This is a genomic window from Nocardia acidivorans NBRC 108247, assembly GCF_001625085.1.
GTDB classification, from domain to species: domain Bacteria; phylum Actinomycetota; class Actinomycetes; order Mycobacteriales; family Mycobacteriaceae; genus Nocardia; species Nocardia acidivorans.
Genome location: NZ_BDAW01000009.1, coordinates 16990 through 33764, shown reverse-complemented (window position 1 = coordinate 33764; position 16775 = coordinate 16990). Strand labels below are relative to the sequence as shown.

The 16775-nt window shown below is 68.6% G+C and carries 19 protein-coding genes; 11 read left to right on the top strand and 8 right to left on the bottom strand.

Translation table 11 applies throughout. The features are described 5' to 3' along the window. Nucleotides 1–11: 11 nt before the first annotated feature. Nucleotides 12–362 (top strand): iron chaperone, encoded by a 351-nt coding sequence (locus tag NA10_RS03515; protein ID WP_067563870.1) that lies wholly within the window; start codon nt 12–14, stop codon nt 360–362. 4 nt (nt 363–366) lie between these two features. On the opposite strand, the gene NA10_RS03510 is transcribed toward NA10_RS03515, so the two are convergent. The 3 genes from NA10_RS03510 to NA10_RS03500 form a co-directional block, all read right to left on the bottom strand. Continuing rightward, nucleotides 367–1998: a DUF4153 domain-containing protein gene (locus NA10_RS03510; RefSeq protein WP_245677004.1), complete on the bottom strand. Its 1632-nt coding sequence runs from the start codon at nt 1996–1998 to the stop codon at nt 367–369. 185 nt (nt 1999–2183) lie between these two features. Beyond that, nucleotides 2184–3212 carry a HAMP domain-containing sensor histidine kinase gene (locus NA10_RS03505; RefSeq protein WP_067563271.1) on the bottom strand — a complete coding sequence of 343 codons (1029 nt, stop codon included), beginning with the start codon at nt 3210–3212 and terminating at the stop codon, nt 2184–2186. A 94-nt stretch (nt 3213–3306) separates the two neighbouring features. Next, nucleotides 3307–3996, bottom strand: coding sequence for a response regulator (locus NA10_RS03500; protein WP_174562469.1), 690 nt, complete (start codon nt 3994–3996; stop codon nt 3307–3309). 261 nt (nt 3997–4257) lie between these two features. Here NA10_RS03500 and NA10_RS03495 point away from each other — a divergent pair, with 261 nt between their 5' ends. The 4 genes from NA10_RS03495 (at nt 4258) to NA10_RS03480 (ending at nt 7304) form a co-directional block, all read left to right on the top strand. After that, a complete protein-coding gene (locus NA10_RS03495; protein ID WP_067563268.1) occupies nt 4258–4809 on the top strand; it encodes a hypothetical protein in 552 nt (183 codons plus the stop codon). A gap of 315 nt (nt 4810–5124) precedes the next feature. Then, the gene (locus NA10_RS03490; RefSeq protein ID WP_067563265.1) at nt 5125–5682 is read left to right on the top strand and encodes a copper chaperone PCu(A)C; all 558 of its coding nucleotides are present in this window, start codon (nt 5125–5127) and stop codon (nt 5680–5682) included. Further along, on the top strand, nt 5675–6907 hold the full coding sequence (locus NA10_RS03485; protein ID WP_245677003.1) for a Dyp-type peroxidase: 1233 nt from the start codon (nt 5675–5677) through the stop codon (nt 6905–6907). Before NA10_RS03490 ends, NA10_RS03485 begins: the two co-directional genes overlap by 8 nt. A gap of 61 nt (nt 6908–6968) precedes the next feature. Beyond that, on the top strand, nt 6969–7304 hold the full coding sequence (locus NA10_RS03480) for a YnfA family protein (RefSeq protein WP_067563258.1): 336 nt from the start codon (nt 6969–6971) through the stop codon (nt 7302–7304). Between the two features lie 107 nt (nt 7305–7411). On the opposite strand, the gene NA10_RS03475 is transcribed toward NA10_RS03480, so the two are convergent. Further along, a complete protein-coding gene (locus NA10_RS03475) occupies nt 7412–8044 on the bottom strand; it encodes a TetR/AcrR family transcriptional regulator (RefSeq protein WP_067563257.1) in 633 nt (210 codons plus the stop codon). Between the two features lie 114 nt (nt 8045–8158). Between NA10_RS03475 and NA10_RS03470 the strand changes: the two genes are divergently transcribed. Together NA10_RS03470 and NA10_RS03465 are read left to right on the top strand one after the other, a co-directional pair. Next, on the top strand, nt 8159–9640 hold the full coding sequence (locus NA10_RS03470) for an MFS transporter (protein WP_084514268.1): 1482 nt from the start codon (nt 8159–8161) through the stop codon (nt 9638–9640). Then, entirely contained in the window at nt 9637–10365 is a 729-nt protein-coding gene (locus tag NA10_RS03465; protein ID WP_307188374.1) for an SGNH/GDSL hydrolase family protein, read from the top strand. Before NA10_RS03470 ends, NA10_RS03465 begins: the two co-directional genes overlap by 4 nt. A 16-nt stretch (nt 10366–10381) precedes the next feature. Here NA10_RS03465 and NA10_RS03460 read toward each other — a convergent pair whose 3' ends face one another. Next, nucleotides 10382–10732, bottom strand: a complete 351-nt coding sequence (locus NA10_RS03460) for a hypothetical protein (protein WP_067563255.1) — start codon at nt 10730–10732, stop codon at nt 10382–10384. A 276-nt stretch (nt 10733–11008) separates the two neighbouring features. Between NA10_RS03460 and NA10_RS03455 the strand changes: the two genes are divergently transcribed. Beyond that, the gene (locus NA10_RS03455; RefSeq protein ID WP_067563250.1) at nt 11009–11998 is read left to right on the top strand and encodes a glycosyltransferase family 9 protein; all 990 of its coding nucleotides are present in this window, start codon (nt 11009–11011) and stop codon (nt 11996–11998) included. Between the two features lie 77 nt (nt 11999–12075). Here the strand turns inward: NA10_RS03455 and NA10_RS03450 are convergent, their stop codons facing one another. Then, nucleotides 12076–12402 (bottom strand): ArsR/SmtB family transcription factor, encoded by a 327-nt coding sequence (locus NA10_RS03450; RefSeq protein WP_067563247.1) that lies wholly within the window; start codon nt 12400–12402, stop codon nt 12076–12078. A 182-nt stretch (nt 12403–12584) separates the two neighbouring features. Here NA10_RS03450 and NA10_RS03445 point away from each other — a divergent pair, with 182 nt between their 5' ends. Next, the gene (locus tag NA10_RS03445) at nt 12585–13271 is read left to right on the top strand and encodes a M23 family metallopeptidase (protein WP_067563243.1); all 687 of its coding nucleotides are present in this window, start codon (nt 12585–12587) and stop codon (nt 13269–13271) included. Between the two features lie 651 nt (nt 13272–13922). Further along, nucleotides 13923–14978, top strand: a complete 1056-nt coding sequence (locus tag NA10_RS03440) for a class-II aminoacyl-tRNA synthetase family protein (protein ID WP_067563241.1) — start codon at nt 13923–13925, stop codon at nt 14976–14978. Here the strand turns inward: NA10_RS03440 and NA10_RS03435 are convergent. Beyond that, nucleotides 14929–15252, bottom strand: a complete 324-nt coding sequence (locus tag NA10_RS03435; protein ID WP_067563858.1) for a hypothetical protein — start codon at nt 15250–15252, stop codon at nt 14929–14931. The two genes, NA10_RS03440 and NA10_RS03435, sit on opposite strands and share 50 nt — an antisense overlap. A gap of 192 nt (nt 15253–15444) precedes the next feature. On the opposite strand from NA10_RS03435, the gene NA10_RS03430 reads away from it, so the two are divergent. Continuing rightward, nucleotides 15445–15780 carry an RNA polymerase-binding protein RbpA gene (locus tag NA10_RS03430; RefSeq protein WP_067563234.1) on the top strand — a complete coding sequence of 112 codons (336 nt, stop codon included), beginning with the start codon at nt 15445–15447 and terminating at the stop codon, nt 15778–15780. Nucleotides 15781–15932: 152 nt separating this feature from the next. Here the strand turns inward: NA10_RS03430 and NA10_RS03425 are convergent, their stop codons facing one another. After that, entirely contained in the window at nt 15933–16733 is an 801-nt protein-coding gene (locus NA10_RS03425; RefSeq protein WP_067563855.1) for an ABC transporter permease, read from the bottom strand. Nucleotides 16734–16775: the final 42 nt, after the last annotated feature.

Sequence of the window (16775 nt, the reverse complement as noted above, 5' to 3'; positions counted from 1 at the left end):
CGGAGGTGGGCATGACTGCTTCGACCGTCGACGAATATCTCGCGGGATTCCCCGCCGAGGTCCGGCAGGTGCTCGAACGGGTGCGTGCGACCCTGCGCGAGGTCCTGCCGGAAGGGACCGAGGACATCAGCTACGACGTGCCGGCCATTCGGGTGGGCGGTAAGCCGGTGGTCTACTTCGCGGGATGGAAGAAGCACATCAGCGTGTACCCGGTACCCGCGGGCGATGCCGAGTACACCCGGGACATCGCCGAATACCAGGCGGGCAAGGGCACATTGAAGTTCGCGCTGGACAGGCCGATCCCGTACGAGTTGATCGGGCGCACCGGCGCGCTGCTGGCCGCACAGCGCGGCGGGCACTGATCCGCTACCGGGCGCGGGCGCGGGACAGGTTCCAGCCCTGCCAGCTGTCATTGCGCGTGCTCGGTTCGAGCGAGGTGCGGATCCGTTCGCGCTCCAGCTCCGGGAGCCGGTCCAGGGCGGGCAGGATATCGGTGGACAGGCCGCTCAGATAGTCGTGGTCCAGGGATTTGCCCGACTGCCAGCGATCGATATTGCGGTCGGCCACCAGGGCTTCCGGATTCACCACCGCCAGTACCAGCAGGGTGACCGCGGCCGCGCCGATCGCCGCGCGCGGCACCCATTCCCTGTGCAAGCGCACCAGACTGGCCAGCACCAGCAGATACACCAGCGCGATCCACAGTTCGAACACCTCCACCAGCACCCGCATCACCGTGAACCCGTACGCCTGCTGATAGGTCCACATGCGCTGCAGCGCCGAGGCCACGATCACCAGGGTCAGCACACTGACCGCCGCCACCGCCACCCGCAACCACAGCCGATCCCGCGCCTCGCGCTGCGCCGCCCAGCGCTGCACCACCGCGATCACCACCAGCGCGAGCATGCTCACCATCGACAGCTGCCAGAAACCACTGCGCGCGTATTCGGCATAGGTCAGATCGGCGGTGCGCTGGACATATCCGTCCCCACCGAACAGCACCGCCAGCTGCGTACCCAGGAAGATCGCGAAGAGCACCGTCAGCGCACCCATCGGCAGACCCCATTCGGCCCGGGACAACCGCCGAACCCCCTGCGCGCCAGTAGATTCCGATCCGGCGATGACCTGATCGAGCAGCCCGACCACCACCGAATCTGTTCCGGCGGCCGGGGGTGGCGGACCGGCCAGCACATACAGCGCCCCCGCCACACCCAGACCGGCCATCGCGAATACGAACCCCCACCGGAACAAATCCGGTCCCCGCAACGAGGGCAGCACATCCTGCACCAGGCGCGCGAACACCGCGTCCGCACCCGCCAGCAGCGGCACGAACACCAGCAGCAACCCCACGGTCGCCGCCACCGACCAGCCGACCCGCCGCTCCGCCCGTCCCCGTGAGGACTCCGCGTGCCCCGCCCATCGATACAGCCACGGCAGCGAGGTCACCGCCCCGAACGGCACCGAGAACACATCGAAGAACAACCCGTATGCCGATCGTCGCCCCACGATCGCCAACGACCCCGCGGTCGCCGCCCCCGCCAGGCACAGCACGAACAACCAGGATGCGGCGCGAAAGGTACCCACCGCTATGAGCGCGAGCGCCAATCCCGCCCACCAGAGCCGGGAATACCGGGCGACGAACGTCGAGACCCGTTCCAGTACAGCACTATCGGTGCTCCGGGCGGTTGAAGGAACGCCGAGGCCGGACGAGAGAGCCGAACCCTCCCCTCCCGCGGACTCATCTCCCTCGTCGACCTCTCCCCGGCGGCGCGCGGCACGATCCACCGCATAGACCGCCCCTCCCGACGCGAGGGCCGCGAGCAACCAGCCGACCCCGGGCCGATCCAGCGGAACGAACACCGCCGCCGCCAAACCTGCGACACCGATCGCGGTGAACGCACCGCGCGGCATGGGAATCAAGGCCGACCTCGGCGGAACCCGCACCGGCGGAGCACTCCGGGGATAGTCCATCGCGGCGTCCGGGCCGGGAGACCGAGTCATCACCGGATCCTGTTGCGCGGGTTTCGGTGTGTCGGGATTTGGTGTGTCGGGATTTGGCGTGTCGGACATGGGATGCCTCCGATGGGCGTGCGGGATCATCCCGGTCGCGTGCTGCGATCGGGCTGGATGTCGAGATGGGTTACTGCGGAAGGGGATTCGGGGTGCGTCGACGGCCGGCGAGCCGGTCAGAGGTTGGGTAGCGTCAGTCGGATTCGGGAGCCGGGGGCCGCGACGGCGATGGTGCCGCCGTGGAGGTCGACTATCCAGCGGGCGATGGCCAGGCCGAGGCCGGTGCCGCCGCCGTTGGGCCGGCCGCCGCGGGTGAATCGTTCGAAGGCGCGGGCGCGGTCGGCGGGCGGGATGCCCGGGCCCTCGTCTTCGACCTCGATGACGGTGTGATCACGCAGCGGGTGGGCGGTGAGCCGGACCTCGCCCCGGGCCGGTCCGTGCCGGGTGGCGTTATCGCACAGGTTGAGCAGCACCTGGTGCAGGCGGGCGCGGTCGGCGTAGACGGTCAGGCCGGGGGTGGTGGTGATGGTGAAGCGGACGGGACGGTCCAGCGCGGCGGCCATGACCTCGGCCTCGGCGACGACCTCCTTCAGCAACGGCTGCAACGGCAGCACCTCGCGGTCGAGGGCGACCGCGCCCGCTTCCACACTGGACAGGGCCAGCAGTTCGGTGACCAGCAGGCTCAGGCGTTCGGTCTGGGCGAGCGCGGTGCGCAGGGTCGCCGGATCGGGTTCGGCCACACCATCGACGAGGTTCTCCAGCACCACCCCCAAAGCCGTGATGGGCGTACGCAATTCATGCGACACATTGGCGATGAAATCGCGGCGCTGTTGATCGGCGGCAGCTAGATCCGCGGCCATCTGATTGAACGCCTCCGCCAACTGCCCCACCTCGTCCCGGGAGGTGGCGAGCACCCGCCGCGAATAATCGCCCTGCGCCATGCGTTTGGCGGCGGCGGTCATCTGGCGCAGCGGCAGCGTCATCCCATGCGCCATCATCTGCGACAGCACCAATGCCAGCAGAATGGCCGCGATGGTGGTGCGCGGCGGCAACCAGCCGATCTTCAACGCGAAGAACCCGAACGCCACCGCACCCGAAGCCACCATCACAATCGCGAGCTTGAGTTTGATCGACCGCATCCGGTCCAGCGGCCGCGGCAGCCACGCCGACAGCCGATCCGCCGCCTCCCGCACCGACTCCCTCATCGAGCCCCCTCGGAGTCCCCGGCGAGGGGGCACTCGGGGCGGCGATCACCGCGAATGTCCGCCCCGCGTACACACTCGCGATCGGTGGCGGCGCTCATCGCGCCTCCAGCGCGTAGCCGACCCCGTGCACGGTGCGGATGAGGTCCGCGCCCAGCTTGCGGCGCAACGCCTTGATGTGACTGTCCACCGCGCGTGTGCCCGAGGCGTCGGGCCAGCCCCAGATCTCCGAGAGCAGCCGATCGCGCGCCAGCACCGCGCGCGGACGACGGGCCAGATGCACCAGCAGCTCGAATTCCAGTGGGGTGAGCTGGGTTGCGGCCTCACCCCGCCACACTCGACGCTGATCGATATCGATGCGCAGATCCCCCACCACAATGGTCGCCCCGGGTGTGGCGGTGCGTTCGACCCGGCGCAGCAGGGCATGGATTCGCGCCGTGAGAACGCGCAGCGAGAACGGTTTGGTCAGATAGTCGTCCGCGCCCACCCCCAAACCGATCAGCACATCGGTCTCGTCGGTGCGCGCGGTCAGCATGAGCACCGGCACGGGCCGCCGCGCCTGAATCCGACGGCACACCTCGAGGCCGTCGAAACCCGGCAGCATCACATCGAGCACCACCAGATCCGGCAGCAGCGCTTCGGCCGCATTCACCGCGGCGGGACCGTCATGGGCCAGATCCACGGTGAACCCCTCCGCGCGCAGGCGCACGGCAATCGATTCGGCAATGGTCGGCTCATCCTCGACCACCAGAATCCGCCGCGCGCTACCCTGCTGGCTCAATTCCATGCAGGTGACATTAGGCAGTCCGAGTGGAGATGGTTCGCACCGCTTGTGAAGATCCTGTGCAGACCCCGCTCACACCACCCGGACTCGAGACCGCGGCACACCGGAGCATCGCGCGGGCCGCTGCGCGCGGGCACTTCCGCACGCCGGACCCGTGCCCCCGCCGTGGAGACCGGGGACGCGCCGGTCGGCCTGGCGAACCGAGTCGATGACAGTCGCCGGGCTGCGGGGCGGACCGGTTACGACCGGCCGTAGTATGTCCGGGTGCACTCACCGACGGATCACACCGCGCGCCTGCGTGGCGCTGCCGTCGGCGCTGCCTCGGGGGCCGTGGCGATCTTCGCGCACGGGCTCGGCGGCGGCGGGACCGCACCGGATGGCTCCGCGCTGGCGCTGCTGTTCGCGGCGTGCACGGTGATCGGGGTGACGGTCGCGTCGGTGCGACCTCGCTCTGGGCTCGCATCGGTCATGGGAATGCTGGCCGCGGGGCAGGGTATCGGGCATATCGCGCTGTCCATGTCGCCCGAGCATCATCATCATGCGGCGTCGCCGACCATGCTGGTCGCGCACCTCATCGCGATTCCGTTCGGGGCGTTGGTTATTCGCGCGGGCGAGACGGGGATGCGGCGGGCGATCACCAGTGCGCGGCGGTTCATCGTCGCATTGGGGATCACACCGGCACCGACCGAGCCGCCCGCGCGCATCAGCTCGGTCGATGAGCGGGCGGCGGTTCAGCTGCTGCTGGTGAGCCCGGGCATCGGGCGGCGCGGGCCACCGGCGTTGCGGCGAACTTCCGCTCACCTCGTCCCGGCATAGTCGCATGGAGTTCATCGCCGGTCGCGTGGCGTTCATCGCTCCGCGGCCCGGCACCCGGCGCGCCCGGGCATAGTCCAGAGCACATCGCCGCTGTCCAGGCGTGCGCTGTATGCGGCCGACTCGTAGTGCCCCGCGTGATTCCAGCTCCGGCACGCACGGCGTTTCCTGACGGACCCGAGCCGCGCACGCCGGACTCTGCTGTGCAGATCCGCTCTGATAGTCGCGACAGCTCGCCGAGCGCAGCGTTCACGCGCACATGTGCCGACGCTTCGGGTCGAGGTCCCCCTTGCCTTCCCTCATCGATCGGAGTTTTCGGTGTCCGTTTCTTTCGCAGGCCGCGCCGCGCGTGCCCGCCGCCTCACCGCCATCGCCGCACTGTCGGCCCTGGCCCTCTTCCCCGTGGCCTGTTCATCCGATTCGGGGTCGAGTGCGATCTCGGGCAAGGCCGCGGATCAGGTGTCCATGAACGATCAGTGGATCAAGGCCGCCGACAGCGGTATGTCCGCGGCGTTCGGGACGCTGAACAATGCGGGCGATCAGCCCGTACAGCTGGTGGCCGCGTCCAGTCCGGCCTCCGCGCGCGTGGAGATCCACGAGGTCGTCGCCGATGCCGCAGGCGGCGATAAGACCATGCGCCCCAAGGAAGGTGGGCTCACCATTCCCGCGCACGGGTCCTGGACCCTCGAGCCCGGTGGCGAGCATCTGATGTTCATGGATTTGAAGCAGCCGCTGCGCACCGGCTCGGAGACACCCATCACCCTGGTGTTCTCCGACGGCTCCAGCACCACCGTCACCGCGCAGGTGCGCGACTTCGCCGGCGGTAAGGAGAATTACGCGCCCACCACCGGCGACAATGCCGCGCACGGTGGCTGAGCGGGAACAGCCGCGCGCGACCCGGGTCTCCCGGCGACGCCTGCTCGGTGGCGGCGCCGCCGCGGCGGGCGTCGCCGGGGCGGCCGGAATCGGCTGGGGCGCGGCCACTCGCACCCCTCGCGAGCACGACCGCGATCCCGGACTCGAGACCGTCCCGTTCCACGGCCCGCATCAGGCCGGAATCGATACCGAGCCACCACGATCGGTGGCCTTCGTCGGCTTCGATCTGAACCCGGAACTCGATCGCGAGGACATCATCGGCCTCCTGAAGATCTGGACCGATGACGCGGCGCGACTGACCCAGGGCAAACCCGCGCTCGCCGATACCGAACCGGAATTGGCCATGCGCCCGGCCCGGCTCACCGTGACGGTCGGTTTCGGGCCGGAGCTGTTCACCGTGGCCGGGCTCGCCGCGCTGCGGCCGGCCTGGCTCAAACAGTTGCCGTCCTTCCCCATCGATCAACTCGATCCGGCGTACACCGGCGCGGACCTGCTGTTGCAGATCTGCGCGGACGAGGCCACCACGGTCTCGCATGCGGTGCGCGTGCTGTCCAAACATGTGAAATCGCTGGTGCGGGTGCGCTGGGTACAGCGCGGCTTCCGCAATGCCCCCAGAGGGCAGACCATGCGCAACCTCATGGGCCAGGTCGACGGAACCGTCAATATCGCCCCGGGCACAGCCGATTTCGATCGCCTCGTCTGGGACGACGGCGGTGCGCAGGCCTGGCTGGCGGGCGGCACTTCGCTGGTGCTGCGCCGGATCGCCATGAAGCTCGACACCTGGGACGAACTCGATGCGGACGGGCGGGCCACCACCCTGGGACGGCACGACTCCACCGGTGCACCGCTCACGGGCAGCACCGAATTCGACGATCCGGATTTCACCAAGGTCGATCGGTACGGCATTCCGGTGATCCCGCCGTCCTCGCATATCGCCCGCGCGCACCACGCGCACGACCATGAGCGATTCCTGCGGCGCGGCTACAACTACGACGACGCGCCCGCCCCCGGGCACGTCTCGAATTCCGGATTGCTGTTCGTGGCCTGCCAGCGCGATGTCGATGCCCAGTATCTGCCGGTGCAGGCACGACTCGCCGAGTTCGACGCACTGAACCAATGGACCACACCGGTCGGTTCGGCCGTGTTCGTGATTCCCCCCGGCGTACCCGCGCCCGGCGGATACCTGGGACAGCAATTGTTCGACAGCGCCGCGCGCGGGCGCTGATTCGCGACCCGGCCGGACCGTGCACGAGGGGCGGTCCGGCCGGGCCCTAGGGTGTTCCACCATGACCGTGCTGCGTTCGATCGCCCTGTTCGCACTGGCCGCCGTCGCCGAAATAGGTGGGGCCTGGCTCATCTGGCAGGGGGTGCGCGAGCATCGCGGCTGGGCGTGGATGGGCGCGGGGGTGGTCGCGCTCGGCTGCTACGGCTTCGTGGCCACGCTGCAACCCGATGCGAATTTCGGTCGGATCCTCGCCGCCTACGGCGGAGTGTTCGTGGCGGGCTCACTGCTGTGGGGTATGGCCCTGGACGGCTTCCGACCGGATCGCTGGGATGTGTTGGGCGCGTTGATTTGTCTGGTCGGCGTCGCGGTCGTCATGTACGCGCCCCGTTCCACATGAAACATACGTTGACCTGGGCGCATGCGCGCAGGACGCGCAAAACCGCACTGCACGAAGAAAATTCGCGTTCGACCTGATCAGAGCGATGTCCGGGTGCGCGAATCGGTTCAGCGCGTGGATGATCCGAGGAGCAGATCGATCAACGAACGAGCGGTCGGTATCGCGGATTCGTCGCCGAGCCGGGTCGCGGTATTGGCCGCGGACACCAGTGCGTCGAGCTGGAATGCCAGCGCGTGCGCGTCCGCACCGGCCGCATAGCCCTGCTCCTGCGCGCGCCCGATCTCCTTCTCCAACAGCGCCAGCCAGTCCTCGTGATCGGCCACCAGCGCATCGCGCACCGGGCCGGGTCGGCTGTCGAACTCGGGCAGTCCGGCAACCCGGAAGCAACCGCCGGGCAGCACCGGTGCGCCGATATAGGCGAACCAGTTGTCCAGGAACGCGCGCAATCGCGGCATGCCCTTGGGTTCGGGCAGCGCCGGGCGCACCACATGGTCGATGAAGACCTCGCGCGCGGATTCGACGGCGGCCAATTGCAGATTCTCCTTGGTGCCGAAGAGCGTCGCGACACCGCTCTTGCTCACCCCGAGATCACTCGCCAGACGCCCCAGACTCAATCCGGTCAGCCCCTCGACGGAGGCGACATCGGCGGCATGCCGGGCGATGGTGGCGCGAGCGCGTGCGCCCTTCAACAGTCGCTGATCGGAAATCTGCTGCTCAGCACCGGGCACGGGCTCATCCATTCGTCCAGTCTCGCATTATCTGTTGCCAAAACACACGATCGGTCGTACTTTTCAACAATACGAACGATCGTGCGTACTGTTTTGATCCCGCCTCTTCTGCACGGAAGTCCCGCCATGACAGAGACCACCCCGCGGCCCAGCGCCGCACCGCCCGACCCGCCCCCGTCCGCCACCTCCGCACCGGCAACCACCGCGCCCGCATCGGCGGCCCCCGCGCCCACCACTCCGCCCGCCGACCGATCCACGCGCCGCGCGCTGCTGGTCGCCTGCGGTGCGGCTTTCGTTGCCTTCCTCGACCTCTCGGTCGTCAATATCGCCTTCCCCGCCATCGGCCGCGACTATCCCGGCACCTCACCCACCACCCTCACCTGGGTGGTGAGCGGTTACGCGGTCGCTTTCGCCGCACTCCTCACCCCCGCCGGACGCCTGGCCGACGCACTCGGCCGCGGACGCGTATTCCTCGGCGCGCTGGCCGGATTCGCCCTCACCTCCCTGCTCTGCGCCCTGGCCCCCGGCGCGGAGTGGCTCATCACCGGCCGATTCCTCCAGGGCGCGACCGCCGCGTTCCTCATCCCCGCCGGACTCGGACTCGTATTGAGCGCCACCCCACCCGCGCGGATCGGCGTGGCCATGGCCGCCTGGACCGCCGCGGGCGGATTCGCCGCCACCATCGGCCCCGCGGCCGGCGGTGCGCTCGTGGACTGGTTCGGCTGGCGTTCGGTCTTCGTCGTCAATGTGCCCATCGCGCTCGTGCTCATCGCGCTCGGACTCGGACTGACCGCCCACGAGGTGCGGCACGCCGACGGTCTGCCCGATCTATTGGGCACCGCCGCAACGGGATTGGGTATCGGCGCGATCGTCGCCGCGGTCACCCAGGGCCAGCCGTGGGGCTGGGACAACTGGCGCACCCTGGCCAGCGGTATCGGCGGAATGGTACTGCTGGGCATCGCGCTGTGGCGTTCGCGCAGCCATCCGCGCCCGGCGATCGCGGTGACCCTGTGGCGCAGTCACCGCTACGCACTGGTCAATGCCATCGCCTTCGTCTTCGGCGCGGCCATGTTCGCCTGGCTGCTGGCCGGACCGCTCTGGCTCGACAATGTCTGGCACTACCCGGTATTGAAGTCCGCCGGACTCCTGACTATCGGCGCCGTCGCCTCCATGGTCACCGCGGTCATCGCCGGGCGCGCGCCCGAGCAGGCGCAGCGCTGGCTCGGTGCGACGGGCGCACTGGCGTTCGCGGCCTCCGCCTTCTATATGAGCACCGACGTCTTCGGCGTCACCCCGAAACTCTGGTCCGCGTGGGTGCCCGTCGGAATCCTGGGCGGGGGCGGAGTGGGCATGGTGATCACCGTGCTGGGCACCGCCGCCGCCAGATCGCTTCCGCCGCAACGCTTCGCGGCCGGAGTGGGTATGAACCTCACCGCCCGCCAATCCGGTGGCGCGCTCGGGGTCGCGGTACTGGCCGCGGTCTTCGCCGCCCACCCGCACGACGGTCTGACCGCCTTCCACATTCTGTTCGCGATCTGCGGGGCCATCGCCGTGGTCGCCGCCGTACTCGCCGCACTGCCCGTCCGCACCGAGGAGACGACCCTGTGAGCACCCCTGACATTCGCACCGGCGGTACCCTCGCGACCCGGCCCGGCGACCCGCCGCGCACCCATATCGGCCTCGACGACCCGTACCTGCTCTCGGACGCGACGGCCCGCGAACTCCTCGCCGTCACCCCGTGGCGTCGCTTCGCGGTGGTCGGCGATTCCACCGCCGCGGGCACCGGCGATTCCTCCCCGGGCTATGAACGCCTGCCCTGGCCCGACCGGCTGGCGCGCTGGCTGCGGGCCGCGCATCCCGACACCGACTACCTCAATACCGGTCGCATGGGTGCGACCATCCCCGAGGTGCGCGCCGAACAGCTTGCCGCCCTGGGCGATTTCCGTCCCGATCTGGTGCATGTCACCTGCGGCGGCAATGATCTGATGCGCCGCGACGCCGATATCGTCGCCGTCGAACGCGATCTGGACGCGCTGTGCGAGCGCGTCGCCGCCACCGGCGCACGCCTGTCGATGTTCACCCTCGCCGACGCCTTCACCGGTCCGCTGCTTCCGCTGCGCCCCCGGTTCGCCGCCTTCGCCGAGAGCGTGCGCCGGGTCGCGGCCCGCCACGACGCCATCCTCACCGAATTCTGGAGTCATCCCGCGCGCCTGCGCCAGGATTGGCTCAGCGCCGACCACATCCACTTGACCATGGCCGGTCAAGCGGTGGTCGCCGCCGAGCTCGCGAAATCCTTGGCCCGGCACGCCGATTCACGCCACGGCGGGGAATAGGGCGGCGGGCGACAGGTCAGTGCCAGAGCGCGGCGATGAACACATTGAGGATGGCCAGCCCGCCCGCTGCATGGGTCATCCACGGCAGCGCCTTGCCGCGCTTGGCATCGGCCCGCCCCATCTCGGCGAAGCCCGCGACCAGAACGGCCACCACGAGTTTGGTGATGATCTTGGGCATATTCGGATCCTTGCCCAGCGAATCGATCGACTCGGCCATCCCGACCAGGATGATGCCGGTGATCAACTGGGCGCGCGCTCCCCACACCATCAATTCCGAGACCCGCGGCTGCGCGGCCGCATACCCGCCGACCACGGCCGCCATACCGAGCAGATGGAACACGACGAACAGGTCGTAGACGAAGTCCATGACTGCATACGGTAATTGATCACCCCGGGTCAACGACAAGCGGTAGTACACAAAAACCCGCTGATCCGTGCCGACTTTCCGCAACACACCGGCGGGATCGCCGCGAGCTAGCGCCTCGTCCGTCCCAATGGTCCGGTCTCGCCGATCGGCCCCCGCCGATCGGGCGGGGCACTGGTTTCGAGGGTTCGTCCCGCGGGTAGTCCACCCCCAGTGGCTCTCCGTGCGCGTCCTGGGGGGTCTTCCGCGTGTGGGAGCAGTGACGTCTAGGAGAACTCAGTGGCGGTTGTACTCGTGCTGCGGGCACGCGGGCTGGGTGATCTACTCACCGCGGTCCCTGCCCTGCGCGCACTGCGCCGGGCCCGGCCCGGGGACCACATCGCACTGGCCGCCCCGCATCGGCTCAAACCCCTGGTCGATCTGATCGCCTCCATCGACGAGATGATCCCGAGCGCCGAACCGACCGGAATCCGCTGGGACGGCGAGCCGCCCGCCCTCCTGGTGAATCTGCACAGCGCCACCGCCGACAGCATGCTCGAAGTGCACCGCATCCGCCCCGAACGCATTCTCGCCTACCGTAATCCGGCCTTCCCGGAGTTGGCCGGACCCGAGTGGGAGAACGATATGCACGATGTGGACCGGTGGTGCCATCTGCTCGAATCCGCCGGTATCACCGCCGATCGCCGCAATCTCGGCCTGGTGCCGCCGGTGGCAACCACCAGTCATCGCGACTGCGTGGTCGTGCATATCGGCGCGGGCGCGGCCGCCCGGCGCTGGCCGCCGGATCGTTTCGCCGCGGTGGTCCGGCATCTGCTGGTGCAGGACCGCGATGTGGTGATCACCGGTGACGAGACCGAACGCGATATCGCCCTCGGGGTGGCCGCGCGCGCCGGACTCAATACCGCCCGGGTACTGGCCGGACAGCAGAACCTCATCGAATTGGCCGCGACCGTCGCCGAGGCCGCGCTGGTGATCTGCGGTGACACCGGAGTCGCCCATCTGGCAACGGCTTTCGGCACCCGCACGGTACTGCTGTTCGGGCCGACCCCGCCCAGCCGCAGTGGCCCGCCCCCGCATCTGCTGGGCAGGCATGCGGTGCTGTGGGCCGGGCAGACCGGTGATCCGGACGCGCCGACCATCGATCCCGGGCTGTTGAAGATCGGCGTGCCCGAGGTCGTCACCGCGATCGACAAACAGTTGCGCAAACGGCCCTGGCCCGGCACGGGTCTGGATCGCCGTGCGCAGCAAACCTATCGGCGCGTGGGCTGAAAGCCCGCGCCACACCTACTCCCCTATATAGAGGCACCTCCCTCCGACCCGCGCGCCTCTATATAGGGGGCGCGCGTTCAGGTATCGGCGATATCGGCGCGGGCACTGGACAGCGCGGCCGAATACGAGGCGATGGCGCTGGGCCAGAACTGCTCGAGGTAGTCGCGGGCATCGGCCAATCCGCGCGGATCCAGACCGTAGAGCCGGCGATTGCCCTCGGGCTGCACCATGACCAGGCGGGCCTCACGCAGGATCTTCAAATGCTGGGATACCGCCGAGCTACTGACCCCGACCAGATCGGCGAGCTCACCGACGGACCGCGGTCCCTGCGGTAGCGCCTCGAAGACCGCGCGCCGAGTGGGGTCGGCAAGGGCGCTGAGCACTCTCACTCCGTTAGTGGGCACTTAAATAGAGTGCCCGGCGGAGTTGATCAGGTCAATACACCCGAATCGACCCGATCCCAAGGTCATGCCGAAATTACCCGCGTGTCGTTACCTACCCGTGACACTCCACCTGGCGTTTTGTACCGATGTGACGGTGATTACAGGGTTTTGAACCGGTTATGACCACACCGTACGTTCGATGCATGCCCGTAACCGTTCCGTTATCTCGCGGCCTGCGTAAGGCCAGTCGGTACCGGTCGGCCGCAACTCGCGCAGTGGCCGTCTCCGCAGTCGTCGGCGCCTCGTTGAGTGCGCTGGCCGCCGCCGACCCGAATGCCGAAGCCCAACCGAGCAACCCCGTCGCAATCGCTGCCGCCCCGCACGACGCGCGGTTCACCGCCTTCACACCGTACGAGGCGCAGATGCCGCAGTTCGTGCCGCCGGAGGTCACCGACTTCCTGCGCAACCTGGGTATCGAGCAGGCCCGCCCCAAGACCGTGCGCCCCGTCGCCGGACCGCTGACCTCCGGCTTCGGCGCCCGCTGGGGCGCCATGCACGCGGGCATCGACTTCGGGGACGGCCTCGGCACCCCCATTCGCGCCGTGACCGACGGTACCGTCCTCGAGGCGGGTCCGGCCTCGGGCTTCGGCCTGTGGGTGCGCATCCAGCAGGATGACGGCACCATCGGCGTCTACGGCCATATGCAGGACATCCTGGTGCAGCCGGGCCAGCAGGTGCGCGCGGGCGACGAGATCGCCACCGTCGGCAGCCGCGGCTACTCCACCGGTCCGCATCTGCACTACGAGGTGCACACCTCCCCCGGTGTGCAGATCGATCCGCTGCCGTGGCTCGCGGGCCGTGGCATGGATGTCGGCACCGTCTCGGACTGAGCATGACCGGTCCGGGGAATCGATGAGGGATTCCCGTTCCGGTGCAATGCTTTTCATGAAGAACCCGCCCGAGCCACTCGGCGCGGGGTTCTTGCCATACCGCCTCGGCGTCGCGGCCGGAGGCGGCGAAATGCTGCCGGTAGCGGTCCGGGGTGGTCGAGAGCCTGCGCGCGATCACCCCGGTGCAGGATCGTGCCGTGCTTGTCGCCCACCGCGCGGGCGATCGCGCCCACCGTCAGATCGCCGGTCTCGAGCAGGGTGCGCGCCGCCTCCAAACACGCGGTAGCCCGCCGGCACCAGCGGCGGGACCAGGTGCCGGAACACCCTGCCGGTGAAAGCCCATCCCGTGCGCCAGCACCGGCAACGGTCCGTCACCGCTCACATCACAGGCGATCCGGCCGCCACTCACCGTCACGAACGCGGTCACTGCCTTTGCCTTTCGGTCGGCCCCGGAAGGCACGGAAGGCCCGGAACACCATGCGTACAGCTCGAATTGAACGGCGGCGGGCGGCGCGGCACGAGAGCGTCGGCGGGGCCGGTCACCTGTGCGGCAGAGATCATCACCCCCGGCCACCCAGTACCCGGGTACTACGTGCGGACCACACCGCCGGGGGACGACCGGTGCGGGAATCCGGTCATAACGTCGCCGACATGACCACGAGCGTCGCCGAAAAGACCGCAGCCACACCGGTATCCGCCCCCCGCAGGATGCATCGCCCGCTGCTCGCCATGACCGCCGTCATGGCCGCACTGGCCGCCTTCTCCCTCTGCGCCATGGCATTCGACGATCGAATGCTGCTGCACGAATCGGTATGGCTGAAACCGCTCAAATTCGCGGTCGCCTTCGTGCTCTACGCCTTCACCCTGGCGTGGCTGCTGTCCTTCCCGCATCGCGGACAGCGCCTGACCTGGTGGATGGGAACGATCTTCGCGATCACCGGGGTGCTGGATATCGGGTTCATCGTGGTGCAGGCCGCGCGCGGCACCTTCAGCCATTTCAATACCGAAACCGACGCCTTCAATGTGATCGGGCAGCAGGTGTTCATGACCGGGGTGCCCGGGCTGTTCCTGGCGAATCTGGTGATCGCCGTGACGCTTTCGTGGCAGAAGGTGACCGATCGCCCGCTGACCCGCGCCATTCACGCCGGGCTGGGGATCGCGGTGGCCGGTATGGCGGTGGCCTACGCCATGGGTTTCAGCGGTGCGCAGCAGACCACCGACGCGTACGGGCATCCGGTCGAACTGGCCGCCGGGCACACCTTCGAGGCCGGGCAGCCGCCGGTGCGCGACGGTGTGGGCGGCATGCCGATCACGCACTGGAGCACCACCGGCGGCGATCTGCGGATCGCGCACTTCCTGGGCCTGCACGGCATCCAGATCCTGATCGTGGCCGCACTGCTGCTGCCCCGACTGGCCCGGCGAGTGCCGTGGCTGCGCGCCGAAGCCGTTCGCGCGGACCTGATCCGGGTGTTCGCGCTGACCTACGCCGGACTCTTCGGCGTCATCGCCTGGCAGGCGTTCCGCGGTCAGGCGCTCATCCACCCGGATGCGGCCACCCTCACCGGTTTCGGTGCGGTCGCCGCGGTCCCGGTGCTGGGCACCGCCCTGGTCTACGCGCTCCGAGGGCGAAGCACCGCAACGGTTCTCGCCGCACCCGTCAGCGCAGCCGCTCCGCGTCCCGGGTCAGTTTCACCAATATCGCGGTGAGATCGGTGAGTTCGATGGAGTCCGCTCCCTCGGCGACCGCGGTGGCCACGTCCTCGGCCGCGCAGCGCGCGGCGAACCACCGGTCCGACAGGTCCGCGACCTCCTGCGCGCTGAGCACCACCGAGTCCTCGGGAATACCGCTGCCCTTGAGACTGTTTCGAGCTTCGTAAGCCCGCTGGCGGCAGGATTGCCGGCAGTAGCGCCGGCGGCGCCCGATCTCACTATCGGCGATCTCCCTTCCACACCATTGGCAGGGCATCAGGCGGCGAGACATGGTCGCAAACATTAGTGGTTGCGGGCCGTGACCGGGCGCGGGGCACGCCGGAGCGAACCGGTGCGCTCCGGAGAGTAGAATGTTGGGGTTCTCATCTCCACGGGAACCGAAGCCCGCGCCGATGCGTTGAGTAAGCAGTGGCGTTGACATGAAGTTTTGATTGTTGCCGAGAGGCGAGAAGGGACCGCACCCATGGCAGATCGCGTACTCCGGGGCAGTCGACTTGGAGCGGTGAGCTACGAGACCGACCGCGACCACGACTTGGCGCCCCGTCGGATGGCGCGGTACCGGACGGAGAACGGCGAGGAATTCGATGTTCCCTTCGCCGATGACGCCGAAATCCCCCCGACCTGGCTGTGCCGCAATGGCCAGGAGGGTGTGCTCATGGAGGGCACCACGCAGGAGCCCAAGAAGGTGAAGCCGCCGCGTACGCACTGGGACATGCTCCTCGAGCGTCGCAGCAAGGAAGAGCTGGAAGAGCTGCTGCAGGAGCGGATGGATCTCATCAAGAGCCGTCGCCGCGCCTGAGCGCATCGAGAAATCGATCGCGCTGCGAAATTGACCAAGGCCCCCTCCCGTTCGGGAGGGGGCCTCGTCTCTTTCACGGTACAGGCCCCTCCCATTGTCCGGGAGGGGTTTGCGCATGCTGCGACGCAGTTACTCGCGCGCCGCTACCTCGTTCAGTGGCTGGCGACCTTGCGGTACTGCAACAGGGCCAGCGGTACCGCCACCGCCAGAATGCCGACCGAGCACAGGATCGCGTATTCGACGCAGTGATCGGCGGGCCATCCGACTGCGGGGGTGAAGCTGGGCGGGGACCCGTTGTCGAAGAGTTTGCGCCCGGCCGCGGCGACCGCGGTGATCGGATTCCACGCCGCGACGGTGCGCAGCGGCCCGGGCAGCGTCTCCCCCGAGATGAACGCCGAGGAGATGAACGACAGCGGGAACAACCAGATCAGGCCCGCGCTCTGCGCCACCTCCACACTCGGTGACATGAGCCCGGTGAGCGCGCCCACCCACGACATGGCGAAGGCGAACAGCAGGATCACCGCGAAAGCCAGGACGGCATCGGCGATTCCGCCGTTGATGCGCCAGCCGACGGCGTATCCGCAGGCCACCATGACGGCCAGGGCCAGGATATTGACCACCAGATCCGACAGGGTGCGGCCCATCAGCACCGCCAGCCGCGACATGGGCAGCGTGCGCATCCGGTCGATAATGCCCTTGTGCAGGTCGTTGGCCAGGCCGACGGTGGTGAAGGCGGCATTGAATGCCACTGTCTGGGCGAAGATTCCGGCCAGCAGGAACTCCCGGTACTGGCTGCCGCCCAGTGACGCCCCGAAGATGTAGGCGAACAGGAACACGAACATCAGCGGCTGGATGGTGGCCGTGACCAGCAGGGTGGGCACGCGCAGAATGGTCAGCAGATTGCGGTAGGCGACAATGGCGCTGTCGCGAATCGCCCTTGGCAGCAACAGCATCGGATTGTGTTCCGCGGGCGGTCCGGGCTGCGCCGGGGCCTC